The following is a 25,231-nucleotide window of genomic DNA, read 5'->3' as shown; positions in this document are numbered from 1 at the left end:
CACAATCTCCATCGTCGGCTTCCTTCATTGCGCGGACCACCCACCAGACGTTGTATGTGAAGGAATTCCTCCGCAAATCGACTATCTGGACACCATTGTCTGTCACTCTCACGGAGAAGGAGGTGAGGTGCAATAATCAGGACCGCTGTAGACTCCTGGGCACTTGGGCCTCAGTAGCCAATGCGACTCCGTACCGAAGTGATATATACTCGGTAGCGCACCGGCGATGTGGCATTCACTTTCGAAGTCGTAACCGTTTGTTATGCTCCCGGTTACGCGGACTCTGATTCTATTGTACCTGCGGCCTTCATGTTCGTACACGCTGAGGACTTCGCGCATGAGCGAACGCGATCGCCGCTGAAGCCGCTCGAATACGTTGCTCCATGTTGCCTCGCGAGCAGTAACGGGGCGGACCCGAAATGGTCTCGAACCATATCAGGCCCGCCCCAGCATCACAGCCCCTGCAAGACCGGTGACGCTCACTGCACCCAAGCAAGCACCGTGCCTTTCTTCCAAAAGGCTGCGGTACCTCGCTTGGGGCTGTGTATACTTGTGAAGTGTGTCCTATTTTGTTCTGTCTCCATGTCCATTAGGATGCAAAATGTTTGCAAGCCGACATTCGCACATCAACCTTGAACTCAAGCGCAGGTAAGCTCGCCATCGCACAGGAAGGCGATCGCATCGCTCCGGAAGTAGCGCTGACGCTTGCAGTCTACAACCCTGCCGATCCCAAGCATCGATGGGAATTGCTATTCTGAGTATCGCCGACACTAAGCTGTGCATCGACAACAAAAGCCGCGCACGAAAAATGGCAATCCTACTTGGCTCTACCAGTTCAAAGGGTCAGTTGTTCAGCAGTGGAATTTTGTACCCCTAACGGACCTTAGGGTTGCAGAGTGACTGCCTCAAGAGGGGCGACGATTCGCGGCGCGCATAAACCGAATTCCGCTGATTACTCGCAAGGTAGCGTATGGTACGATCATGCTGCAGGCGCAAATCCGTGTCGTAACGCAAAGCACGAAAATGAGTTCATGGGCGCCTTAGCCCCTCATCATTCTCGATGTCTCTCCGCCCTCCTTGGCGCTTGCGTTATCGATCGGCTTCCTCAAATCGAGCAGCATGTTTTTGACCCAGGTCATTGACGTTTCATTTTCCCCAACGGGAGTACCGAGAGCGGCAAAGCCGCGGCGGCGTGCTTCAGCAAGTTTCAAGTCAGAATAGTGACCCAGCCGAACTTTGGTGCGGTTGTTTGACAACGACCAGGCTTTTCGCCTCTTGCGGACGCGCAAGGCAAAGGCCGGCGTCTTCCGGTCCATATACAAACCGGGCTTCAGTGACTGAACGAGAGATCTGTGAGTCCAAGAATTGGCACGATCTGGCACGCCTCTCACGTGGAAAGAAGGAGCAGAGCGTGGACAATCCTCCGCGTCGAGCCTGACGGCTTTGATGGAGGTCCAGGACGAGTTCGTGCCTCAGGCGGCGCATGAGAGGCAATAAATTCCGGACCATCTTCAGTAGGCAGTTCAGGCAGAGCAGACGCGCCAGACTCTGCGGCAGAGCACGGTGCGGCGCTATGCTGACGCGCCTTTCTAGCTCGGCTCTCGTGATGAAACAATCACCGCACTCGAACCACAATCTCTACCAGCCCGCATCGAGAACTATTTGTCGCGGGACTGACGGCTCTGCGCCAACAGCGCTTCACCGGTGTCGCAATCCCAATGCCTGGACGGCGTACGCCTCGGCTATGTTGCTTCAGCTGAGAAGGGGAGTGGTCACGTCAGCAAGACCTCACCACTACCTGACAACTATCCTCATCAACCCGAGACAGAGACCCCGCTCTCGTCCGAGGCGTCATCCGTCTTTCGATCAGCCAACCCGGAGATCTTCAGCTGAGATCTTGCCCGTACGCCCGGCCTTGGGCTGATAACTTACGCGGGCCCCCTCTTCGAGAGTGGTGTAACCGGCCTTTTCCACGGCACTGACGTGCACGAAGACATCGGGGCCTCCATCCTCGGGCCTGATGAATCCATAACCCTTGGTCGGATTGAACCACTTCACAATACCCATTGCCACGTCGGCACCTCCATAGTGAACCGTTGTGATCTAGCGAAGAGTCTTCCGGCCATCAAGAGCAGCGGCAAAAAACATCGCGGCATGGATGCGAAGGTCTCGTCTCATTTTTCTGTCGGATCGCCTAGCTGTCGCCCAATATGCAAACGATAGAAAGCCCCTGACGCGACCGCACTTCGCTTCCATTCCTGTGGATCCGGATGGCGATTTGACCTTCGCTTCAGTTGCCGCGGCGAACGGTTCACAAGAGAGTTGCACGCATCGAACACGCCCCAATAATCCAAAAACACGACGTCTGCATTGATGGTCCGCGAAGTATCGGTCACTAAGCCAGCAACGTTTCGTGAGGAATCACCCGAACTTGGTTAAGCGCGCAGAGTCATGGTTCGTCCAACTTCTACCAGCAGCGTGTTTTGGAAATGCGTCTGCCGACCATCATTGCCGACTTAGGGTGCGGCCCGCGCCGTCCGAGCCGCGTTTGGGTGATCACCATTTCAGCACGTCAGCCGCTATGATCACTAAGATTTCCGCTTCCGACACATATCGAACCGCTACGACGGTAAGGGGAGGACGGACATTGGAATTCGACCGACCGTCCAGCTTTCAAGAGTGTGATGCGCGTGCGCCGTTAGCTTGATTACCTTGTCCACGTTGCGCCTCACCGTCGCAATCAGCGATGACATGGAAGCACGCACTGTTCATAGTATCAGCACCTCTATCATCGCTGTACACTTGCCACGCGACGTCCTTGTATTCGCCACAGCGCCACCGAAACCGCGGCTTAAAGAAGACCCAAACGCCGCGCCTTGACGACGCACTGCGTCCGGCTGGTCGTTTCCAACTTTCGCATCGCATTCTTGACATGAAAGTTGACGGTGTTCAGGCTCACTTTCAGGATCACTCCGATAGCCCAGGATGACTTCCCTTCCTCGACCCATCGCAAACACTGTCTTTCCCGTTCCGACAGCACAACCTCTTGCCTATCCGCCATGAATTTCTCCTGTAGTCCAGAGAACAGGAAAGCATCAGCAAATGCCATACCACTCAGTGGCGCCAGCAAACTGTCGGCGAGGCAGGACAAGTTGTTCGGCGATTGCCGCTCCATTCGCACGAGGCTGCCATCCTGCTGTAGCCCTATCGACGGGCTTTCGACATTGTCGTCAATCCGACGGCAGCATTACGACATCCGTGGCTGTCGATATTTTCGTCTAAATCTATGTGAGCCGGATATCACCCTTTCCCTAAGCACTCCTCCCCCGAAGGAGTGTGGGAATTCTCTCTCGAGGCGTAGCACGGGCTCGCGAACCCAGGTCATTCATTTTGCATCCAAAGCCCTTCTTTCCAGCCTTAGGCGCGATGTCAATCAACCTATAGCGAAAGCTTTGCGTTCGGCGCGCCTCCTATGGCGATCATGCAAGCCTTTGCGGTCCCAATAAACTACCAATGCTGTTCATTGAGCGGCATCACGCCGAAAAAATATGAGCAGCGACGTTGGTGGCAATCTAGGTCGGCTTACAGGATCTATGCATGCAGCATCAAGCTAGAGGCGTTCGGTCCACCGCAGGTCAACGACGCGCGCGGCCCTCGCCTGTGGAAATGCTTCGTGCCCAGGACTGCTCGAATGATAAGCTCTCGTTTTGATGGAAGCCCATGATGGCCTTTCCGCCACAATCGCCCAGCGCTCAGGATTTAAGGGGCTCTGGGCTCTGGTCGGTCGATTGCCAGCTCGCTGAGCTATCGTGATGCCAATGAAGCTTCATGGAGCCAGCTCGTCCAGAGCGTCGAACGTATGGTGGACTCGACAGAGCTAGCTGTGCTCGTTGACGGGGATGGCAGCTTCGGCAGTTTCAACAATGCTCGCCTCCTCGCACGCAAGCTTCGTCAGGCTGGCGCGGCGCGCGTCTCGCTTGAGGACAGCTGCTTCCCGAAGCTGAACTCGCTCATTGGTGAGCGGCCTCCGCTCGCCTGGATGAATTCTGCGGTCGTCTGCAGGCTGTAAAAGATGCAGTCGTCGAGAATCTTGTTCTCGTGGCCAGGATCGCGGCGCTGATTGCCGGGCACGGATTGAACGAAGTCATGCTCCATTCGATTGGCGCCTTGTGGTGCCTGCCGTCCCGCAGTAGGGCATCCAGGCGTCGCACCAGGTCGCCGGCCCGGCCGACGAGTCCCTGCCCGATCCGCTCGGCGTACTAAGGGTGCTGCGGACCCGGGCTTCGAGCTGCTTGCGGAAGGCCTCGATCCTGTCGAACATCTCCCCGATCTGATCGAAGATGCTTTCGATGGCCAGCAGGTCGTCGGCAGCGGCCATTCGACCGTCCTCGATGTCGGCTGCCATGCTGGAAGCTGTGTACTCCTCGGCAAGGACCTGCATGGTTTCCGGGGTGTAGCTCCGCGCGAGATCGACGATGGCGTCGCGGAAGCGGTACGGATGGTTAACGGTGAGGATGGACTCGAAATCCTTCAGCAGGACTCGACTAACTCCTCGAAAAAGGCTGCCAGCCGGGTAGCGACTGTTTTCGACTCCATGACGGTCCGTCGGACGCGCTTCAGGTCGGCCAGAATGGCCCGCAGGCGCTTAGTGAACTGGTCGGCCTGATTGCGCGTCTCGCGTACGGCGAGCGCGGGCTTCGCGCTGCTTGCGGTCGGTGATCTCGGGCCTCAGTTTTTCGACGGCCTCCGTTGAGGCGGATTTGCACGATCAAGCCGCCGAATCGCTCGAGAGATGTTATTGCGGCTCGCGAGCCGCTCCGGAAAACCAGACCTTTCTCAAAACAGAAGCGAGCCGCCGCGAATACTATTGCTAGAAGACCTACGCGCCCTCGGTGGCGAGGGACCGACGAAGACGACCCTCAATATGTCTGTCCGACCGATGATCCCGAGATTGCCAACGCGCGGAAGCTTTCCAGCGCACCAAGATTGGCTATAGCGCGCGACGCGAGCTGGCAGCGAAGTTGAGGCGGGCCGGCTACCCTGCTCCTCCCCACATGGAAGGTGTCGTCGTCAACGAACTCGCACGCGCGGGACTTTTCCGGATTCGCGCCACGCTCGTCGGTTCGATGGCCTATCGGACATACAGCGGCGTAGTCGGCCTCAAGCTGCCCGACGAGCTCGTGACGACCGAGGATATGGACATCGCGAAATTTTACGGCATCTCGATCTGGATCGATGAAAGCATGCCCGACATCGAAGAGATCCTGAAAAAGGTGGATCCGACATCTGCGCCCTCATTCTCCCCCGATGAAACCAAGCTGTTCAGCGGTTTTGCCAATGCCACCGGCTCAAGGTCGAATTCCTTACACCAAACCGTGGCGACGAGGACTACTCCTCCAGACTGACGCAGATGTCATTGGGGCCGTCCGTAGGAGCGCAGGTGTTGCGGCTCCTAGACTAACTGATCCATGAGCCCATCCGCCCTCTTGTCTTGCACGACGCCGGCGTGCCGGTCCTTGTACCGGCCCCGGAGCGCTATGCCGTCCACAAACTGATCATCGCGACCAAAAGGAATGTGTTCTTTGCGGATAAGTCAAAAAAAGAGATCAACCAAGCTGGCGCGCTCATTCAAGCATTCAATGCCGTCAAACGTAGTAGCGACTTAGGCTTTGCGTGGATGGAAGGGTGGGAACGCGGAGCCAGATGGCGACGACGGCTTGGTGTTGGCGCCCTGCGTCTTTCGGATGACACTTTCAAGACGCTCGAAGGGCGTCGCCGAAGCGGCCAAACTCGACGGCAAGCCTGCAGAGGAGTACGGGCTTACGGGAGGCAAGGAAGGTCTTCTGGCGCGCGTTTCAATTGCGAATCCGACGGCGTCGCCAACGCCGTGATGCCAATTCGACATGTCGACGAGGCTCTCTCGCCCATCATGGGCGACGGCCCCCGGAAGCCTTGAGCGCAGATGTGCAGCCACGTTTTCCGGCGGTGAGGCGGCTCGGGTTTGTCGCCACATGCGTCTGTTCCTAGCATTAGGTGAGCGCGCCGTGCGTCCGCGGTCTGGTGAGCTCGCCGCCAGAGCGACCATGCGAGAACACGGTCGATTGAGATGCGCCGTTGAGCGAGCTTGATAGCGATGCGACGGGTTTCCTTGGTCGACCAGCGACGCCGCGCACGATCGAAGATGCCCGGATCGAGGCAGTAATCGTCCGCACCCTTGAGACGAAACCGCCCAACGCCACTCACTGGAGCTCGCGCAGCATGGCGAGGGCCAGTGGACTGTCGGTCTCGACGGTACAGCGGATATGGCGCACCTTCGGCCTGCAGCCACATCGGTTGGAGACCTACAAGCTTTCAAACCATCCTGACTTCGTCGCCAAGGTTCGCGACGTCGTCGGCTTCTACGTAGTCCCGCCCGAGCGAGCCATCGTGCTGTGTGTCGGCGAAAAGCCGCAGATGTTGGCGCTGGATCGGAGCCAACCCTCGTTCCGCATGCGACCTGGTCAGGTGGAACACCACAGTCACGACTACAAGCGCCATGGCACGACATCGCTATTTGCCGCTCTCGACATCGCAACCGGCCGGGTCATCGGCAAGTGTTACGGGCACCACGGGCCACAGAATTCCGCAAGTTTCTGATGAGATCGAAGTCGCCGTGCCGGATGATCTGGACGTTCATCTCGTCAAGGACAATTAGGCAACCCATAAGACGCCGCTGATCCGTAACTGGCTGGCCAAAAGACCGGGCTGGCAAGTCCATCTGACGCCAACCAGCTCATCCTGGCTCAATCAGGTCGAACGTTTCGTTGCCCTCATCACCGAGCGCAAAACCAGGCGCGGCATCTACCGCAGCGTGGCGGAGCTACGTACTGAGATCGCGTCCTTCATCGAACAGCACAACGCCGACCCCAGCCCATTCCGATGGACCAAATCAGCTGACGACATTCTCAGCTCCATCGAACGCTTCTGCCTACACTGTGTCAGCCAAGGCCTTAAAGGCCATGAACTTCTGGTTTAGGACACTAGATTATGCGCGATGTCCCGCGTACGGATTTTCGCCCGAAACGTCCGCGCACCTATTGCTGCGCCGATCGCGGGCAATTTCCAGAGGAAAATGAACTCCCAATGCAAGGCTGTCGAGTGGCGGTGTGCTGCCCCCGGCGCGCTCGCGAAAATTTCGCGCTTCAGGCTGCGGTCATGTACCGCAGGTGATGATCCCGCAGCTGAGGCGGTTATCCCGGCATCGCTGTCTTCAGCAGCACAGCAGCTGCGATGGAAGTGGACCCAAGGCGACATGGGCTTGTGCATCGGGAAAAACGCTCTTGGTCAGCTACTCGTCAGCGAAGCGGTTTAGCCAGGAAGGCTGCGCATTCTCGACTCTTCTATCGGAGATAAAATATGACGGGCATCGGCCGAGCTGGCAAATCGTACGTTGGAGCTGCAGGAGCCGACAGCACTGGGGTATCGAGCAGTTCGAGCCTGGAGTTCGGCCTCGTCCCTGGGGAACGCAGTCAATCTTTCGAGGCCGTCGTGGAGCGGATGCGCTCCGGGCCTCAAGATAGAACCGCGCCGCTCGTGAACCGGCAACCAACTTCGGATGTGGCGGCGCCAACACGAGATGAGGTTAAGGCAGCAAAGCGAGCGTTGGACTGCCTGCTTGAGGACCTTAATACTTGTCGTAGGGCAGCCACGGGCGGCCGGACCTTGTCCGAGAGGCAAGAGCTGATCGATCAAGTCGTCAAAGCAGGCTTAGCAGTTCTGGACTACTACGCTGCTCTGCCCCCAGGTTTGGCGCGGCGCATTCTGCCCGACCATCGGGCTCGCCAGCTCCGCGATGAGACGCTGGGCGCGGCCGACGAATGTAACGCCGTGGCTGCTGCGATTTTCGATGACCTGGAGAAGAGCAGACATAAAGCAGCAGCCCTGCTCGGCAGGATCATCCGCACCGCTTCGCCTGACCAGCTGAACCGCGTGCTTTCAGGCGTGGAGCCCTACTATGAGCACTGCATGGAGTGGTGGAGAAAGAGGGCATTGCGCTCGGAGCGGATGCAGTCCGTCTGCGCGGCTACTGCCGACCTACCAAGCAGCACGCCCGAGTTGCGGAAGTCCGAAGAGGCCGCGCTACGACTGCATACCGGCTATGCACTCAACACGAAGTACAAGTATCTGGAATCGCAGATCACTCTCGCGCAGCTCTCCCTAGCGAGCAGGTTGGGACCAGCCGTCAGAGACGCCCTTATCGATGGAGACGGGCGAGTGCGTCTGCTCGGGACCTTCATCGAGGATGTTGTTCCGGCATTCGCCTCGACGGCCGAGGCCGTGATGAACCGCAACGGAGCGCCGCTTGACGCTGAGCACCGCGACGTTCTGGAAGGAGTCATGGAGCGGCTTTCGGAATTTGCATCAGGAGTGAGCGGCATGGTTGCCAGCCTGACGGACGCCGGAGCGGGAGCCGATGTTCCGTTAGAATTGCTGGACCAGATAGTGGAAGGTGCGTGGCTTACAGCGGACGAAGTCATGCGGCTGCTGGCACTTCAGCCAAAGACACCCGCCACGATTGAACCGCCGGCTTGGGCTGTGCTGCCGGAACATACTGCCGGGGTGGCCGAAGGCACTGCAGCGCGCAGGAAGGGCAAAGGCAGGCGCGCAGCGGCCGCAGGCGAGGGGAGTTCGACAGCTGGGGGCGCTGAGCCGCAGCTCGCCGGGTCCGACGCTGGCACGGGCTCAACACGCAAGGTTATCGTACTCTCGGATTTGGGTACAAAGAAACTCACGAGCGCGGAGGAGGCCCGCGCGCGGGCGTCATCGTCGGCGAGCGGAAACCTGACGATGTGGCAGGCTCCGCCCTCCAGAGAAGCGCTGACGGGACTGCTCAAGCGATTGGACGAACTTTTGCAGTTCGATCTGCCCGCTCAGCAAAGCGCCGTCTCGCAAGCGCGTCAGATGAAACCCGAGGACGCCGACCACGTCCTAAATATCGTCGTCGAGCGCCTCCACCGACAGGCCGCCGAGATCGAAGCCTGTGTAGCCGCGTTGGAGGAGCCTCGTCGAAGTGGCTTGCTCACGCCCGCGCAAGTGCCCGAAGTGCACGACAAGATAGTCCGGCTCAAGACGATGTATTCCGAGGTGCAGGGACAGGCAAACTCATTGAAGAGGCAAAGAGCCGCGATCATGATCGATTGCATGAAGAGCTACGGCTTTCCCTCGCAGAAATACCTTGAAGCGTTGCGGGCGGCCGGGGAGTTGGAGCCTCCGGATCCTCCGCGCGCGTTGAGCGGCGATCCGGGGACGCTGTTCGAGATTAAGCTGCGGCCCAAGGCACTGCGCAACGGTGCGACGGCGAATCCGATGTGGGTGCACATCCATACGAAGCGGCCGGTACATGCGTGGCATTTGGCGACGGCGGCTGACGCCGAATTCGCCGCTTGCCATGTGAAATCCAATGAACAGCGCGGCTACAATCGGCACTGGCAGAGCGCGCGAGCCGCGATGGGGCACGAAAACGTCGTGATCCACCGCGGCAAGCTCACGCCTGCATTCTGTAGGTCCTTGTTGAACAACGCAGTTGGCACGTCCGACGTCAGATAATTTGAGACTGATTAGGCTTTTCGCGAAGAGAGGCTCTGGGCTCATCTAAGTTAGCATTACAGTTTCATTTTTCGTCCGAGGTGAGCGCGGCGAGCGTCGGCCTGGTGAGCTCGCCGCCAGAGCGACCATGCGAGAACACGGTCGATCGAGATGCGCCGTTGAGCGAGCTTGATAGCGATGCGACGGATTTCCTGGATCGACCAGCGGATCAGGAACGATGTTTGGTGCGCCGGCGTCGCGTTTTTTGAGCGCTGGCTCAGCATTGGCCCGATGACGGATGACGGCCATCAAGGCGAAGGCCAGCATGACGAGTGAGACATGGCGATGCCAGCCATGCCAGGAGCGGCTTTCGTTGTGATCAAGGCCGAGCTCGTTCTTGGCGGTTTCGAAGCTGTCCTCGATGGGCGAGCGATGGCCTTCTACCGACACCAGCTTCTGCATGGAGGTGCCCTCGGGGCACCAACTGGAGAAGAAGGCCAAGCTGCCGTCGGCGATGTTGCGGCGGATCAGAAGACCCCGCGTCCATTCCCCGGCAAGGTCGTCGTTGTATTCACTGACGTCGAGATCGGCCCAACTCGAGATAGGCCCTGTCGTGCCAGCGCGGACCTTTGGTCCCTCCGCCTGACGGCGGCGCCAGGCGTTCTTGGGAAGGTTCTGCGCGATCGCGGAGGCGGTGCCGGCGACAGGCTGCGGCTTGCCCCAGGAACGGAACACGTGATTGGAAGCAACACTCAGAACATAGCCTTTGCCCGCCTCGCGCAGCAGGGTTTCGATCTCGCCCGTGCCATACACGCTGTCCGCCGCCACGAACGAGAACGGCGCCCTTGCGGCGATTGCACGAGCGATCATTCGACGCGCGATCTTGGGCTGGGTCGCAAAGCCCACATCGCTCGGTACATGCGGTGCCTTCAGGCGAGCGGGGGCGTCCGTCCATTCCTTCGGCCGGTAGAGCGTGCGATCGATGAAGGCATGGCCATGCCGCGACACATAGGAGGCGAACACTCCGATCTGGCAATTGGTGATCTTGCCCGCCGAGCCAGTGTACTGGCGTGCGACGCCGCACGACGCCTTGCCCTGTTTTAAAAACCCGGTCTCATCGATAGCCAGAACCGCGTCCTCATCGGCAAACGTTTCCAGCGCGTACTCACGCAACAATGTCGCGCAGCGTGTCGGCATCCCACTGCCCCCGACCCCAGGATCGCCTGCTGGCGCCACGGGCCTGGATCGCCGGCCGCTTCAGCCCGCATCCAACCCGTCTTGCGCGGCTCGTTACCCAACAGTCCGTCGAGAAACCGTCACGCCGAGGCCGCCACCCGCTCCTGCGTAAACAGCGGACGGATGCGTTGCCTGGCATCTCGCAACGAGGAAGCCCGCAGCGTCAGCGTATCTTCAACCGACGCACCACCAATGACCAGATCCCGTATCATGGTCACCCATGGATTCAGAACTCACCGAAAATAGCAACTGTAATACTAGGACGATAGGGCTGCTGCGCCTTTCGGCGCTGGCTCCGTTTGCTTCAGGCGATCTAGGTAGCCGCGTGCGCGCGAAATCACCGCCTCGACGACCGTGTCCAGGACGGGATCGCCGCGGGCAGGCATGGCTTCGACTTCGGCCTTGGCCACCATTGCGTGGTGCGTCACGGCCTGAGCAATCTCGGAGACGCGACGGATCGTCTGTGTTGGAGAGAGCTTGCAGTCGATGGCGAAGCGCTCCCAGTGGTTTCGTCCAAGCTGATCAGCCTGCTTCTGCCCGCCGATCTTCTGCGCCATGTTGCGTGTGATCTTCGGATATGGCGCCGCACAGATGATGTCGTAGCCTGGCACCATGGCGGCGCCGCGCGCCGATAGCATCAGCGAGTAATTTTTGGCATGGGAATCCGTGTTCCACACCATTGGATTGAAGATGGCAAGGTCGACGAAGCGAGCGGTCTCCTGTGCTGTCATGTGGCGCTGGGTCACGCCGACCATGTCGGCCAATGATGGTCCTTTTAGGCCTCTATCGTTGTTCTGGTACTTGGCAGCTGGCGGTCGGCCCAGGGCTTGGCAGAAGTCCTCCTGATGCAGCCGCCGCCACCTCTTGCCGTCATGACGGCGGTCATAGCGCTCAACCAGCAGGTAGCTACGTTCGCCTGCCGTCCCGGTCGTCACCTTCGGCGTCGGGATTCCGATCATGCGCGCGAGCGTCAGGCAGAATGCCTCGTTCTGGACGGCGCCAGGCAAGCGCTCGCCATCGGGCTTGATGATGTGGGTCGATGGCGCGCCGTCGATCGGTATGTACAGGGTGTCGCCATCCAGAGCGACGGCGAGCTTCGTCTGCACACCGGCAAGCGACATCGACACGCCATCTTCGCCGACGAGGAAGGGCTTGTGGGGTAGCTCATTGAGGATGCGCTCGAGCGCGGCCTTGTCGGGGATCTCTCGCCATTTTCCGGCGATCAGCCCGGTGCCCGGCTGTCCGACGGAGAGCGCGCCGGCGGTGTCGCGGCCCATCTCGGCAAGAAGGCCGATGACATCGGCCGGCGACTTGCCGAGCATATGACCTACGATCCCGAGAGTTGCGTTCTCCGGCAGCAGATTTGCCGCCCATGACAGAATTGCCGAGGCATCGTGCGACGCCCGCGAGAGCGGCATGGTGAGCGACACAGGGAAGGCGCCGGTCAGCCCGCGCCAGGATTCGGCATAGGTGAAGCCTGACGCTTCGTCGGCGGTCGTGATCCAGCCGACCTCTCGCGTCTCAAAGTAGACGGGAAGACGGTCCATGAGGCTCCTCCTCGTCGCTGTCGGGAATGTCCGGTGTCTCGGAAGTGTTCGCGCGGCGGGCTTGGGCATCCTTGAGAACATCCTCGATGCGCAGCCCGAGCACGTTTGCCACGCGCAGGCTGCGCCCGAGCTGACACGTGCTTTTTCCGGCCTCGAGGTCAACGATGAAGCGCTTTCCTGTCCCGCCCACCATGGCCAGCTCGTCCTGCCGGAGGCCCTGGCGTTTGCGTTCTGCCTGGATGAGGCGACCGAATGCTGCAGCGAACTCGGCGGCTTGGCGCGCGACACCGGTCTCGCCAGGAGCGTCGTTTCCGCCTGAGAGGGGAGTGCCCTTTGGACGCGTGTTCATAGCTCTCTCGTCGTAAAGTTACCGAACGGGAACTTTATGAGCTGAAACGGTGGGTGTCCAGCGAAAAGTTACCGAGCGGGAGTTTTTCGCTCAGTTCCATGGTTGAGAGGCAAAAAGTTACCGAACGGGAACTTTAACTGCGGATTCCGACGAAGTCGCCCAGGCGTACCGATATGAAGTCGCCCGTGGATTCCGAGACGATGTCGCCCACCTTTCCGATTTGATCTCGCCCAGCGGCGAGGCGTTCTGGCCGGCTGGTTCTCTGGCATCGGTCAAGCCGCGCGGTCAATCTGGAATCGCGACTTCAACCTTTTTTCTTCTTCTGCGGTTGCTGTGGGCATGTGGGCAACGCGATTGCGTTGTCCAAGCGCAGCGGCATGTCCACAGCGCTCAGGTCTTTCGGGCGGATTGCCGGGTTCGGCGCAGGCTCTCACCGGTGAGGTCGAGCCGATGGGCATTGTGGACGAGGCGATCGAGCACGGCGTCGGCATAGGTGGGATCTCCAATGAGCAGATGCCACTGGTCCACGGGGAGCTGGCTGGTGACGATGGTGGAGCGATGACCGTAGCGATCTTCGAGGATTTCCAGGAGGTCGTGACGGGCGCCGGCATCGAGCGGCTCGAGCCCCCAATCGTCGAGGATCAGCAGATCGACACGGCCAAGGCTGCGCAACAGGCGTGGGTGACGACCGTCGCCGCGGGCGAGCGCCAGATCGTCGAACAGGCGCGGGACGCGCTGATAGAGCACGGAGCGATTGTCGCGACAGGCCTTGTGGCCGAGCGCCGAGGCGAGCCAACTCTTGCCGACGCCTGCCGGGCCGCAGATCAGGAGATTGACGTGGTCGTCGATCCAACGGCCCTCGACAAGCTTGGCGAACAGCGGGCGGTCGAGACCGCGCGGGGTGCGATAGTCGATGTCCTCGACGCATGCCTGCTGGCGCAGCTTGGCGTAGCGCAGGCGAGTGGCGAGCCGTTTGTCGTGCCGCAGCGAGGCTTCACGTTCGAGCAGCAGAGCAAGCCATTCGGCGTGACTGAGGCTGCCAGCCTCACCGGCGGCTTCAATGTCGGCGAAGGCCTTGGCCATGCCGTGGAGGCCGAGGGCGTTGAGGCGGTCGAGGGTCGGATGGGTGAGCAAGGGACGGTCTCCTAATTGTAGTAGCGCGGTCCGCGGATGTTGGCATGCAGGATCGGCGCATCGTCCGCGGAGCGCTGGTGAGCGGGACGCCGATCGAGATTGTTGGCGAGGATCGACTTGACCGAGCCATAGGTGCGCGCGCCGATGTCGATCGCCCGCGCAGCCGCCGCGTCCAGCCGTTCGCGCCCATAGGAGGCGGCGAGCCTGAGGATGCCGAGGCAGGCGCGGAAGCCTTGTTCGGGGTGCGAGCGCTCGTCGAGAATGAGGTCGCACAATGCGCTGGTTGCCGGCCCGATCGCGGCGGCGTCCTGACGGATACGCCCGATAGTCCAGCCGGCGTAGCGCCGATGGCTGGAGGCCATGTGCTCCGGCACGGTGGTGTGCTTGTGATTGCCACTCATGCGCTGATGCGCGGCAATCCGCTCGCCCTTGTGGAAGATCTCGACGGTGCGGGCGGTGAACCGCACCTCGACCTCGGCACGCGCGAAGCGATGCGGAACGCTGTAATAATGCTTCTCCACCTCGACGTGGTAGTCGAGGCTGACGCGGCGGATCCGCCACTCGGCGAGCACGTAGGGGCTCGCCGGCAACGGCTTGAGCGCCGGCCGGTCGATCTCCTCGAGCAGCCGGCGGCGCGTCACGCCGAGCCGCCGGATCGGCCGCTCCTCGTTGAGCCTGGTGAGCAACTCGCCGATCGCTGCGTTGACCTCGGCGAGGCTGTAGAAGACGCGGTGGCGCAGGCGGCCGAGCAGCCAGCGCTCGATGATGAGGACGGCCTGCTCGACCTTGGCCTTGTCGCGCGGCTTGCGAGGTCGCGCCGGCAAGACGGCCGTGCCGTAATGCGCGGCCATCTCCGCATAGGTGCGATTGATCTGCGGGTCGTAGAGGCTCGCCTTGATGACTGCGACTTTGGTGTTGTCAGGCACCAAGAGCGCCGGGACGCCGCCGATCGCCGCGAAGGCGCCAACATGGGCGCTGATCCAGTCGGCGAGCCCCTGCGTCCACGTCGCCTGCGCGTAGGTGAAGCTTGAGGCGCCGAGCACGGCGACGAAGATCTGCGCCGTCCTCCGCTCGCCGGTGAGGCGGTCGACCACCACCGGCACGCCGTCGCCCGCGTAGTCGACGAACAGCTTGTCGCCGGCCGCGTGCGCCTGGCGCATCGTCACCGACAGGCGTCCCTCCCAGGCGCGGTAAAGCTCGCAGAAGCGCGAGTACCGGTATCCGCCGGGCTCGGCGCCGATGTACTCCTCCCACAGGATCGACAGCGTCACATGCTTGCGCTTGAGCTCGCGGTGCACCGCCGCCCAGTCGGGCTCGGCGATGCGGCGATGACCCTGCCGGTTACCGTTGCCGGTCTTGGCGAACAGGCGGGCCTCCAGGGCCGCGTCCGTGAGTTCGTCGGGCAACGGCCAGCTCAGGCCTGCGGCCTCGAATCGCCGGATGGTCAGCCGCACTGTCGAGGGCGCCGCGCCCATCCGCCGAGCAATCTCGCGGCTCGGCAGCCCAGCCGCCTTCATCCTGATCACATCGCGCACACGGCGCATCGCAAGCCTCTCCGTCGGCATCCAGGGTCCCCCTTCGCAAAACCGAAAGGTTGACCCTATGGGAGCCAGAAGAGGTCTCGTCACCCGGGCGACATCATCCCGGAATGGTGGGCGACATCATCTCGGAACGGGTGGGCGACTTCAAATCGGAATGGTGGGCGAGATCATCTCGGAATCCTGGGCGACATCGATCGGAATCCGCACTTTAACCCCAAGCCCGGGGTGGGGCGACCCAGAAAGTTACCGATCGGGAATTCTGCTGCCAATACCAACTCTGTTCTTTGAAAATCGATGACGACCCGAGGGAATCCCCGCTCATCCCGTCCAGCGAAACATGGTCCTTGGCGTCCCCTCGATGTGGCGACCTCCTCACGTTCGGCGAATGAGGTAGCGTCCTAATAGAGGTTTTGACGATCGCGATAAATGTGTCGGGGTCATACCGCCCGCTCGTGCAGTTGGCAGATTGTGCAACCCTGCGCGAACGCTTTCTCACCGCGGAAAGACAATCATTTCAGACCCATCAATAATCGCTGTCGATTTGGATCTATGCTGCGTGAGAACGATAGCACTTTACCTGAGTTAAGTGCCGCGCGCGCTTCGCAGCCGGGGCGGCAGCCAAGGCGACTGCTGCGTCACGCTGTGCGTCGATTGGATCTGCCGTTCCTGCGTCGCCGCGGCCTCTGACGGCGACTGCGCGGAGGAATAAGCAATTGGTCGCATCCGTGACCGCTTGCGTAGCGACTTCGCCGTACGAGAAATAGATGGTTGCTCAGGGAGCTCAATGCAGGCATGGCGCGGATTGACTATCCTCAAGGAATCCCATCTAGCAACTTACTTCCAGCTCGTCATGTTGTGCTTGGGACGCCAGGAAATCCGCTCGACAGCGGTCGAGGCTGTTCAGACCGGTAATTTGCGCATCTGACGAGCTTCATCGAGTCCGCCCACCCTCATCAGCTCTCTCGCCTTGCGTTCCATGAATTCAGCTGAGCAAACTGAGGAGTTGAGATAACCAATGGTCTCTAGTCTATCGGCTTCGATCAGCCCGTCCGCCGAACTTACTCAGAACAAAGCCGCCTCGATGCATAGGTGTATTCAAGGGCGAGTTGACGCGCATCTTCCATGAGATTGGCCGCGGCGCTATGTCCGCCGTCGATGTTCTCGTAATAGAAGTAAGGCTGGCCCAGCGCGGCGAGCTTCGCGGCAGCTTTGCGGCCGTGCGCTGGATGCGTGCGGTCGTCCTTGGTGGAGGTAAGAATTAAGGGAGCGGGATAGGTCTTGCCCGCCACCAGCTTCTGGTATGGCGAGTAGCCTTCGATCCACGCACGCTGCTCGGCAATGGCGGGGTCACCGTACTCGCCGATCCAGGAGGCGCCCGCGCCCAGCTTGGTGTATCGAAGCATGTCGAATAGCGGCACCTCGATGATCGCCGCGTTGAAGAGCTCGGGACGCTGGGTGATCGCGGCGCCAACGAGCAGGCCGCCCTGGCTGCCGCCAATCGCGCCCAGCTGGCGCGGACTAGTGATCTTCCGACGGATCAGGTCCTCGGCAACGGCAATGAAATCATCCCATGTCGTCTGCTTCGTTGCCGCCTGGGCCGCTTGGTGCCATTGTGGACCAAACTCACCGCCCCCGCGCAGGTTCGCAACGACATAGGCATTGCCCTGTTCGAGCCATAGCCGCCCCATCGATCCCAGATCAGAGGGCAGTTGCGACTCCTTGAAACCGCCATAGCCATGGAGAAGTGTCGGGATCGTGCCGTCAAACCTTGCGTTTTTGGGCCGCACCAGAAAATAGGGAACTGACGTGCCATCACGCGAAATGGCCTCGAGCTGCTCCACCACATGGTTCGACGCATCGAAGGCAGAGGGTGCCTTCTTCAATTCCTCCAAGCTTTTGCGTTCGGCATAAAAAGACCAAACTGAGGTTGGTCTGAGATAGCTCGAGACGGTGAATATGACCCGGTCGGCTTCATCGTAAGTGGCTGACAGGCTGACATTTGTATCTTCCGGCAGCGGGATCGGTGTCGCCGACCAAGCTCCCTGATCGTACTTGTAGAGGAACGCTTTACTCTGAACGTTCTCAAGGATCGTCAGAATCAAAAAGTTCCTTGTGTGAGTGAACTCGCTCAGTGCCTGCCGGGGCCCAGGCTGAAAGACGAGCGATGGTCTGGCGCGCAACGGATCCTGTTTCCATTCATCGAGGTCATACGAGATCATCGAGCCGGCCGTGAAGCGGATGCCCTCGGACGGTATCCAGTCCTCATCAAGTTTCACAAGCAGGCGGCCGCACGCGAGCGTGGCGATCTCGGCCTTCTTCGGCAGATTGAGCTTGATGGGCCCATCGGGGCGGAAGACCACATACTCGGACTCGAAAGTGCTGATTGCGCGGGCGGCGCCGGTCGCATGAATATGACCCTCGCTGTCACGAAGCACGAAGGGGGACGCCCCAACGTCGGTGGGCTCGCCCCGAAAGATCTCGCGAGCCTCACTGAGCGGCTGAGCACGTTTGAGCTCCTTCACCACAAAAGCGTAGCCGGCTTGCGTCAAAGTCCCCTCGCCCCAGTCCCGTGCAACAAGGAGGGTGTCACCATCGACCCAGCTGACGTCCTGCTTGCCCTCGGGCAGATGAAAGCCGTCCGCGACGAAGGTCTTGGCGGCGCGATCGAACTCTCGTATGGACACGGCATCCTTTCCGCCATCGGAAAGACTAATCAGGCAACGGCGCTCTTCAGGCGGAAGGCAGCTGCGACCTTGAAAGACCCAATTTCTGTTTTCGGCGGCAGCTAAGGCGTCCACGTCGAGAATGGTTTCCCACTTTGGGTGTTGGCTACGATCGCTCTCACGCGTGGTGCGCCGCCAGACGCCGCGCACCTGATTCTCGTCTCGCCAGAACTGCTCCAAACCGCCCCCTTCGAATGGAACATCTGCGATCCGATCTTTGGCCTGCAGGATGGAGAGCGCCTGTTCGTAGAAGCGCCGATAGCGAGGATCTGACTGAAGCACCCCGAGCGTCTTCTCGTTCTCGCCGCGAGCCCAAGCCAACGCGCCTGGCCCTTCCATCTCCTCAAGCCAAAGGAATGGGTCGTCAGTCACCGCCGCATCCGTTCGCTCCTTTGAAAGCGCCGTGGACGTGGCGCTAGCAATCGAAGGCAACACCGCGGACAAGAGTGGTGGCGTGTTCATGGACTTTTTCTCGATAAGATCGGCGGGCCACGCTGGCCGGCCCTGGCGCGTCAGGCAGACGCGGCGGAAACCGTGCAAGCGCATGACATAGCGCGGCTTGCGCTATGTCATGCGCCGCTTACTGCAAGCTGCGTGCCGGCTAAGGAGTCGCAAGTTTCAGCCGTTCGGGGGCTGCACGGCCATGTTCCGTTGCCGCCATTGGTTGCCAAGCGGACATCACAGCCTGTCGGCGGACAGCCTGTGAGACAGCGCCAGCTTTTTTCGATCTTCAGTGGCAAGACTGGGACGCAGCGATGCTGCTTACCTCCGCATGCGAGGTTCTCCTGGTTGGCGTCACCGGGCAGACTTGTCGACGGGCATCATCAGGACAACGATCAGCGCATTGATCAGCAGCCAGATCGACATCATGCCAAGGTGGTATGCATGGCGATCTCGACACCTCGGCTGCAAGCATTGCCTAGTTGGAGGAGCTTTTTCCTTGCGCAACATGCGAAGTCACACCGATAACTCGGTTCGTTAACTGATTGCCGGGAGAATTGCGCTCGAGACAAGGAGAGTAAAAATGCCCAAGAAACGGCCTACGCTGCAACACCTCTTGGCGGTTCAAGGCTCGTGCAACCCTCGCTGCGAACTGTTCCGTGACGGTGCTGTTGCGGCCTAGAGCAAGCGCCGCTTTCCGCCGCGGAGCGATCAACGGGCACCAGCGCGCCGACTGGCGCCGCCCCCCCTCGCATCAGCGTCGTTTAGGCATAGAACATGAATTGATTGTATCGCCCCCATTCTGGTGATGGACCACTCATATGATGCCTTGATTTCCTAGGCCTGCGCCGTGCGCAAGAACCGCGTCAGCGCCAAAGACCTGGATATTGCTCCTCTGTCCTGCTACAGAAGTCTGTCATCCACCGTGCTATGCTTTTCGTTCGGTCAGTCCTCTCGGGCACCGAGCTCTTGTCCGCGATGACCATGGCGTGAAGCTGTCGCCGCTGGCAGATCCCAGAGTATGTCCTGTGTATGGTTCAGTGGGGCCACTAAAGCGTCAAAGGCCGACATCACGGCTCCATAGGGCAGCCTCCTTCAACGCGGCATCAGCGGGATCGATCTCGTTATAGGCGGTCAGCGCCGAGGCATAATCTTGATACAAGGGGATTTGAGCCTCGTTGGTCCAGCCCATACCGAGATGATGGACTCGGGCTCCTGGTTGACCATCGAGACGGTCCTCCACCTCGCCCGACCCAACAGCATCGGAAGGACCTGCACTTCGCTTAAGAGAATCTTTCTTCAAGCTGTCCCGGCCCGCAACCTTGGCCCTGTCAGGTGTGGCCCTGCGCGGTTATACGATGCGGTTCGATTACATGCCCCTATTCATACCGTGATGAGGATACTCCGATGTGGTCGGCTTGATACTCTGCCCGCGGCACGAACAATGCGGGCGGCTCCCCACTATGCGATCGAACGAAATTGCAACTCGAATGTTTGACCAGCTTGGCAGGAGCGTGCGTCGTTAATGGCTCCGCACCTGTCGTACCCACCTCGCGGAGAATGCAGATGAGCTCTACATCGCGCAACGATTTGTAGTCGCGTTGCACGCCTCGCCTCCTCCTCGAGGCCCGACGATACTGCAACTTTGCACATCATTGATGGCGCCCTCTGGTCGTGGTCCAACTCAGTCAGCTTGACTTCGGAGTCGCCTACCTTTCCAGACATCCGGATCGCGGCTTCCGCCGCAAACATGTTTAGCTTATCTCGAATCCGCTACATCATCAGAAGACCCCAACATTCGCATCGGAGGTCAGCGAAGAGGTCGCTCATAGAGCCAGCTACGCTTCGTGAGGATTGCCCGCACTTGGTAGCGCGCAGAGCGCTAGAGTATGGGGCAACGTCTAACAGCAGCACGCTTTCGAAAATGGGTTCACGGACTGTCATTGCCGTCTTCGTGCCCGGCCTAGGCCGTCTACACCGCCTTTCCGCTGACAACGACTTTAGTACCTAAACCGCTACGATCGCCTCCCAATTTGGGACACGCATCCGACCGCCGCGTCCGCAGCACGGGGATGGATCGATCAGAACGTTAACACAGGGATCCGACAGATCCTCGAGCTTTCAAGAGCGTTCTGCGCCGCGATCTCACCTCGCCTGGTGGTCCACGGCGCCCCGTGACGATCGGCGACGAAATAGAAGCACGCCCTTCAGCTGCGGGCGCGTAATTTGCTTCGCATTCCGCCGGAGCAACCCAAAGTCGCGCCTTACACTTCGCCATATCTGCATTAGGGGCAACGGCACCGATGCCGTTACCTTAGATAATACCCTGACGTCGCGCTTTGACGACGCACTAAGTCCGGGTGGATGTTTCCAGCTTTCGCATCGCATTCTTGAGATGAAAGTTGACGGTATTCAGACTCACGTTCAGGATGACCCCGATCTCCCAGGATGACTTCCCTTCCTCGACCCATCGCAAACACTGTCTTTCCCGTTCCGACAGCACAACCTCTTGCCTATCCGCCATGAATTTCTCCTGTAGTCCAGAGAACAGGAAAGCATCAGCAAATGCCATACCACTCAGTGGCGCCAGCAAACTGTCGGCGAGGCAGGACAAATTCTTCGGCGATTGCCGCGCCATTCGCGCGGATCCTGCCATCCCACCGCAGCCCTGTCGACAGGCTTGCGACGTATGTCGTCAACCTGACAGCAGCATTGCGACAATCGTGGCTGTTCGATATTTGCGTCAAACTCTATGTGAGCCGGATATCACTAAGGGCTCCTCCCCCGCCGAGGAGTGGGGGGCAATTCTCGCTGGGGGCCGCAGCACCAGGCTCGCGAACGGAAGGTCATTCATTTGCATACAAAACCCTTCTTCCAGCCTTAGGCGCGAGGCCAATCAACCCATAGCGAAAGCTTTGCGTTCGGCGTGCCTCCTATCGCGATCATGCAAGCCTTTGCGGTCCCGATAAACTACCAATGCTGGTCATTGAGCGGCATCACGCCGAAGCGATATGAGCAGTGACATTGGTGGCAATCTAGGTCGGCTTACGGGATTTAGGCATGCAGTATCAACCACAAGCCGTTCGGCCCACCGCAGGTCATCAATGCGCGCGGCCGTCGCCTGCCGAAATGCTTCATGTCCAGGTCTGCTCGAATGATGAGCTCTCGTTTCTGATGGAAGCGCATGATGGCCTATCCGCCACAATCGCACAGCGGTCAGGGTTCAAGGGGCTCTGGGCGTCTGGTCTGTCGATTGCCAGCTCCCTGGGCTATCGTGATGCCAATGAAGCTTCATGGAGCCAGCTCGTCCAGAGCGTCGAGCGCATAGTGGACTCGACAGAGCTACCTGTGCTCGTTGATGGGGATGGCGGCTTCGGCAATTTCAACAATGCTCGCCTGCTCGCACGCAAACTTGGTCAGGCTGGCGCAGCAGGCGTCTCGCTTGAGGACAGCTGCTTCCCGAAGCTGAACTCGCTCATTGGTGAGCGGCATCCGCTCGCCGATATCGATGAATTCTCCGGTCGTCTGCGGACTGTAAAGGATGCAGTCGCCGAAACTCTTGTTCTCGTGGCCAGGATCGAGGCGCTGATCGCCGGGCACGGATTGAACGAAGCTATCTTGCGTGCTCACGCTTATGCCGACGCGGGAGCCGATGCTATCTTGATTCACTCGCGAAAGAGTACCGCGGACGAGATACTTTCGTTCGTCACCGAGTGGCGCAACCGGCTACCTGTCGTGATCGTTCCGACCACATACTATCGAACGCCCGTCTCAGCCTATCGGGATGCGCGCATCTCCACAGTGGTTTGGACCAACCACTCCATGCGAGCTGCGGCAGCTGCAATGCGGCGCGCCTGCGATAGTATCGCAGCTCAAGAGAGCGTTGCGAGCATTGAGCCTCAGATCGCACCGCTCTGCGAGATATTCGAGCTCCTGAGGTATGACGAACTCGCCGTGGCCGAAAAGCAATATCTGCAGCCCCGCTAGTCCATGGCAGCAGGGTTTGTCACCTGAAGCTTCCTTTGTTCAAAATCTGCCGATGAGTCCCTCACCTTTCGTCGGTCCCGCTCAGTGTCACAGAACTGTCAGCGACGTAAAACTCCTGGAGAGGCTCTCGACATGGCAAAACAGCTTTGCCTACGGCTCAAGAACGGACACACAGCGGCTGATGCAAGTGTATACGCCGACCACGATTCATGCCTGCCTCTTTCAAACTCTGGGGTGGTCTCACAAGTCTGCGGCACCTGACACTTAACAGAGGCGCTCAGGATGCTTGCAGAACCATAGGCGGGATGAAGAAAGCGAATTGAAATGCCTGTGAATGTTCCCAAGCATGCTCTCATTCTTGCCGCTGGAGTGGGCTCTCGTCTACGGCCGCTCACGGAGCTAAGCCCAAAACCTCTAGTCCAAATCCATGGCACCCCCATCCTGCACAACGCCCTACATAATCTTGGCTGTCTTGGCGTGGAACACGTAACGATCGTTGTGGGGTATCGCAAAGAGGCGATCCAAGAGGCCTGCGGCAGCCGCTTTGGCAGTGTTACGATTGACTACGTCGAATCCTCCGCTTACGACCGTACTGGGAGCGCCTATTCGCTATGGCTGGCGCGTGACGCACTCCTTTCCGGAGATTACTTCGTTCTTGAGGGCGACGTCTTCTTCGAGGAAAATGTATTGCGGCAGCTGATCATCACTGAAGCGCCCAACGCTGCTGCTGTCGCTCCCTTCCATGAGCTGATGCAGGGATCGGCGGTCCTGTTGTCCGATCTTGGCTTCATTTCAGAATTTCGCTTGAAGCAAACAGCGCGAGATCTAATCGCGGGTGGCCCCCCTCTCTACAAGACGATAAATCTGTTACGGCTGTCCGCGTCTACTCTGCGGACGGAGGTCATTCCGGCCCTAGACGATATGATCAGGGCCGGAGCTACCCAGGCCTACACCGAGGAGCTTCTTTCCTATCTCGTGGAAACACGAGGCTTGCTGCTTGCTGCGGTGAGATGCGACGGGCTCAGGTGGTACGAAATCGATGACGCGGAAGATCTGCGTACCGCCGAGCGCATCTTCGCAGAAGCCGACTACGTTTGATCCTATCGCCTAGGGTGAAGTTCAAGACGGTCACGGAAGGTTTGTCGCTGCGCCTCTTCGACATTCGCGGCAGCCTCTGAGGCCGGGCGGGTAAGAACGGCCAAGAACCGTAAGCTTGACGGAGGCCGCAATCAAAGCGGCGCCCATTGTCTTAGCAGAACGCAAGCGCTCGTCCCGGCATACAATGTGAAAACACATCCCAAGCGATGAGGTGGTAGCGAAACAGTCATTTTGCGCCCAGCCGCTTTGACCGCGGGAATGGGACGAGACCTAGACCTTGAGGGAGGCAGATGATTTCGATTTGCTCGCTTGCGCTTTTCCGGATCGAGACTTTCCTGCAAGCGACTGCTCCGCGGAACTAATCTCTTTGAAGTCGAATCTGAAGCTGATTCTTGGTGCGCAAAGTACATTCTCGCCAAATTTGATCGGAACACGGCCGGAGCAATCAAGGCCCTCTTTGACGAAGACCGGCGCCGAAGTGGACATTTCAAGCAGGCGCGCCTCATGGGCGAAGGGCAGACGCGCACTTATCGTCACCCATTGCTGCGAGTAGTCGTCAATTCCGATGCGCCTGAGAGCTGTCGACATCGAGTTGGTGCCAGAGAATTTATCCAGCAGTCCTGGAGTGCGTTTCGCCGGAAAGTAGCTATGCGCGATGACGATCGGGATCTCGTCTTGGTAACTCAGCGTGTCGATGCGCAGCACATCGTCACCGGCCTGCAAGTCGAGGTAGCCGGCCAACCGCTCGTCTGCCGGTACCGTTGCAGCAGACAGGATCTTACGACGTGCCAAGCGGCCTTGCGAGATGAGATTATCGGTCAGCCGGGTTTGAGGGGAGAGAAGATAGGTTGTTGGATGTTCGACAACGAAGGTGCCTCTCCCCTGCTCGACACGAAGCAATCCTTCCTGCTCAAGTCTCCGAATGGCGTATCTTACGGTGTGCCGGTTGACACCATATTTGAGAGCAAGCTCGACGTCGTTCGGAAGCTTTTCCGCCTGGCCGAAATCGGCTCGACGCAATAGCTTCTTCGATGTTCGATCGAACAAATTCCCAGCGCTTTCCTTGGTACATAGGGCAAATAGTCCGTGGTTCAGGTGTTCAACTGCGTCGGATTAGCGTCAGGTCTATCGTTCTTCGGCTGGGCCAGCCGCGTTACGGCCGCTCCCCTCAGATAAAGGCGCTGTCCGTAACGCTCCCGGAAGACAGTTGCCCGGCGCGCTGAAGAGGCAACTGAGACGCTCGCATCTTCGACATCATACTGGCTTGAGTCCTCGCGATCTTGCAAAGCTTCATCAATGATACGGCCCTGCACTGTCGACGGTAGCGGCAGTCTCAAGCTGGAAAGGATCGTCGGTACCAGGTCAACGATGCTGGTTGGGACAGCAGCAACTCCGGTTTTAAAGCCATTGCCAGCAAGGATGCATAATGAAGACAGCTCGTTCGCCGAAAGCCCGCCGTGCATGCCAACGCCGATCGGATAGGCTCCATCGTACTACACGGCGTCGGGCGGAGCGTTCCGATTGGCCGCGCTGCAATCGGCGAGAACAAACGACAGATCCGCGCTTCGTTGGTGTTCGGCCATGACAGCCGAAAGCGGGAGGGTGTTGGCG

Annotated in this window: 20 protein-coding genes and 3 pseudogenes; 8 read left to right on the top strand and 15 right to left on the bottom strand. The window is 59.6% G+C overall.

All coding sequences use genetic code 11. The features are described 5' to 3' along the window. Positions 1-605: 605 nt before the first annotated feature. The gene (locus tag N2604_RS07660) at positions 606-758 is read left to right on the top strand and encodes a hypothetical protein (protein WP_158626809.1); all 153 of its coding nucleotides are present in this window, start codon (positions 606-608) and stop codon (positions 756-758) included. Positions 759-1,040: 282 nt separating this feature from the next. Here the strand turns inward: N2604_RS07660 and N2604_RS07655 are convergent, their stop codons facing one another. The 3 genes and pseudogenes from N2604_RS07655 to N2604_RS07645 all read right to left on the bottom strand — a co-directional run. Continuing rightward, complete coding sequence (locus N2604_RS07655; protein WP_124163919.1) at positions 1,041-1,316, bottom strand: DUF4102 domain-containing protein; 276 nt, start codon at positions 1,314-1,316, stop codon at positions 1,041-1,043. Positions 1,317-1,866: 550 nt separating this feature from the next. After that, complete coding sequence (locus tag N2604_RS07650; RefSeq protein WP_036030656.1) at positions 1,867-2,073, bottom strand: cold-shock protein; 207 nt, start codon at positions 2,071-2,073, stop codon at positions 1,867-1,869. Between the two features lie 778 nt (positions 2,074-2,851). Continuing rightward, positions 2,852-3,049 (bottom strand): annotated as a pseudogene (locus N2604_RS07645) (response regulator transcription factor); the annotation flags it as partial. Positions 3,050-3,769: 720 nt separating this feature from the next. On the opposite strand from N2604_RS07645, the pseudogene N2604_RS39685 reads away from it, so the two are divergent. Further along, positions 3,770-3,928 (top strand): annotated as a pseudogene (locus tag N2604_RS39685) (phosphoenolpyruvate phosphomutase); the annotation flags it as partial. Between the two features lie 23 nt (positions 3,929-3,951). Here N2604_RS39685 and N2604_RS39680 read toward each other — a convergent pair. Next, positions 3,952-4,155 (bottom strand): hypothetical protein, encoded by a 204-nt coding sequence (locus N2604_RS39680; protein ID WP_370124240.1) that lies wholly within the window; start codon positions 4,153-4,155, stop codon positions 3,952-3,954. Beyond that, positions 4,145-4,516: a Wadjet anti-phage system protein JetA family protein gene (locus N2604_RS07635; RefSeq protein WP_349629093.1), complete on the bottom strand. Its 372-nt coding sequence runs from the start codon at positions 4,514-4,516 to the stop codon at positions 4,145-4,147. The genes N2604_RS39680 and N2604_RS07635 overlap by 11 nt, the downstream gene beginning before the upstream one ends. 538 nt (positions 4,517-5,054) lie before the next feature. On the opposite strand from N2604_RS07635, the gene N2604_RS07630 reads away from it, so the two are divergent. The 4 genes from N2604_RS07630 to N2604_RS07620 all read left to right on the top strand — a co-directional run bounded on the left by N2604_RS07630 (position 5,055) and on the right by N2604_RS07620 (position 9,585). Then, positions 5,055-5,405: a GSU2403 family nucleotidyltransferase fold protein gene (locus N2604_RS07630; RefSeq protein WP_124163918.1), complete on the top strand. Its 351-nt coding sequence runs from the start codon at positions 5,055-5,057 to the stop codon at positions 5,403-5,405. 101 nt (positions 5,406-5,506) lie between these two features. Beyond that, positions 5,507-5,956, top strand: coding sequence for a GSU2403 family nucleotidyltransferase fold protein (locus N2604_RS39675; RefSeq protein WP_409241685.1), 450 nt, complete (start codon positions 5,507-5,509; stop codon positions 5,954-5,956). Positions 5,957-6,114: 158 nt separating this feature from the next. After that, positions 6,115-6,636: a hypothetical protein gene (locus tag N2604_RS07625; protein ID WP_158626807.1), complete on the top strand. Its 522-nt coding sequence runs from the start codon at positions 6,115-6,117 to the stop codon at positions 6,634-6,636. 759 nt (positions 6,637-7,395) lie between these two features. Further along, complete coding sequence (locus N2604_RS07620) at positions 7,396-9,585, top strand: hypothetical protein (RefSeq protein ID WP_124163917.1); 2,190 nt, start codon at positions 7,396-7,398, stop codon at positions 9,583-9,585. A 45-nt stretch (positions 9,586-9,630) separates the two neighbouring features. Here the strand turns inward: N2604_RS07620 and N2604_RS07615 are convergent, their stop codons facing one another. From N2604_RS07615 to N2604_RS39665, 8 genes and pseudogenes are all read right to left on the bottom strand, one after another. Then, positions 9,631-10,761 carry an IS701 family transposase gene (locus N2604_RS07615; RefSeq protein WP_409241684.1) on the bottom strand — a complete coding sequence of 377 codons (1,131 nt, stop codon included), beginning with the start codon at positions 10,759-10,761 and terminating at the stop codon, positions 9,631-9,633. Between the two features lie 296 nt (positions 10,762-11,057). Further along, positions 11,058-12,347, bottom strand: a complete 1,290-nt coding sequence (locus N2604_RS07610) for a type II toxin-antitoxin system HipA family toxin (protein ID WP_124163916.1) — start codon at positions 12,345-12,347, stop codon at positions 11,058-11,060. Then, positions 12,322-12,696, bottom strand: coding sequence for a helix-turn-helix domain-containing protein (locus tag N2604_RS39670; protein ID WP_158671198.1), 375 nt, complete (start codon positions 12,694-12,696; stop codon positions 12,322-12,324). The genes N2604_RS07610 and N2604_RS39670 overlap by 26 nt, the downstream gene beginning before the upstream one ends. 390 nt (positions 12,697-13,086) lie before the next feature. Beyond that, the gene (gene istB, locus N2604_RS07600) at positions 13,087-13,830 is read right to left on the bottom strand and encodes an IS21-like element helper ATPase IstB (RefSeq protein WP_158671197.1); all 744 of its coding nucleotides are present in this window, start codon (positions 13,828-13,830) and stop codon (positions 13,087-13,089) included. Between the two features lie 11 nt (positions 13,831-13,841). Continuing rightward, on the bottom strand, positions 13,842-15,374 hold the full coding sequence (gene istA, locus N2604_RS07595) for an IS21 family transposase (RefSeq protein ID WP_083780767.1): 1,533 nt from the start codon (positions 15,372-15,374) through the stop codon (positions 13,842-13,844). Positions 15,375-16,429: 1,055 nt separating this feature from the next. Next, on the bottom strand, positions 16,430-18,556 hold the full coding sequence (locus tag N2604_RS07590) for a prolyl oligopeptidase family protein (RefSeq protein WP_124163914.1): 2,127 nt from the start codon (positions 18,554-18,556) through the stop codon (positions 16,430-16,432). 1,036 nt (positions 18,557-19,592) lie between these two features. Further along, positions 19,593-19,838, bottom strand: coding sequence for a hypothetical protein (locus tag N2604_RS07585; RefSeq protein WP_124163913.1), 246 nt, complete (start codon positions 19,836-19,838; stop codon positions 19,593-19,595). Between the two features lie 1,047 nt (positions 19,839-20,885). Next, positions 20,886-21,047, bottom strand: a pseudogene (locus N2604_RS39665) (helix-turn-helix transcriptional regulator); the annotation flags it as partial. A 617-nt stretch (positions 21,048-21,664) separates the two neighbouring features. Between N2604_RS39665 and aepX the strand changes: the two are divergent. Next, a complete protein-coding gene (gene aepX, locus N2604_RS07575; RefSeq protein WP_124163937.1) occupies positions 21,665-22,522 on the top strand; it encodes a phosphoenolpyruvate mutase in 858 nt (285 codons plus the stop codon). Between the two features lie 324 nt (positions 22,523-22,846). Further along, entirely contained in the window at positions 22,847-23,620 is a 774-nt protein-coding gene (locus N2604_RS07570; protein ID WP_124163936.1) for a phosphocholine cytidylyltransferase family protein, read from the top strand. A gap of 270 nt (positions 23,621-23,890) precedes the next feature. Here the strand turns inward: N2604_RS07570 and phnF are convergent, their stop codons facing one another. Together phnF and N2604_RS07560 are read right to left on the bottom strand one after the other, a co-directional pair. Continuing rightward, positions 23,891-24,667 (bottom strand): phosphonate metabolism transcriptional regulator PhnF, encoded by a 777-nt coding sequence (phnF, locus tag N2604_RS07565; protein WP_158626810.1) that lies wholly within the window; start codon positions 24,665-24,667, stop codon positions 23,891-23,893. A gap of 44 nt (positions 24,668-24,711) precedes the next feature. After that, positions 24,712-25,083: a hypothetical protein gene (locus N2604_RS07560; protein ID WP_124163934.1), complete on the bottom strand. Its 372-nt coding sequence runs from the start codon at positions 25,081-25,083 to the stop codon at positions 24,712-24,714. Between the last annotated feature and the right edge of the window lie 148 nt (positions 25,084-25,231).

Origin of the sequence: Bradyrhizobium sp. CB1015, from assembly GCF_025200925.1 — a bacterium.
Taxonomy (GTDB): domain Bacteria; phylum Pseudomonadota; class Alphaproteobacteria; order Rhizobiales; family Xanthobacteraceae; genus Bradyrhizobium.
The sequence above is the reverse complement of the archived record's forward strand: the minus strand, read 5'-3'. Positions and strand labels throughout refer to the sequence as shown.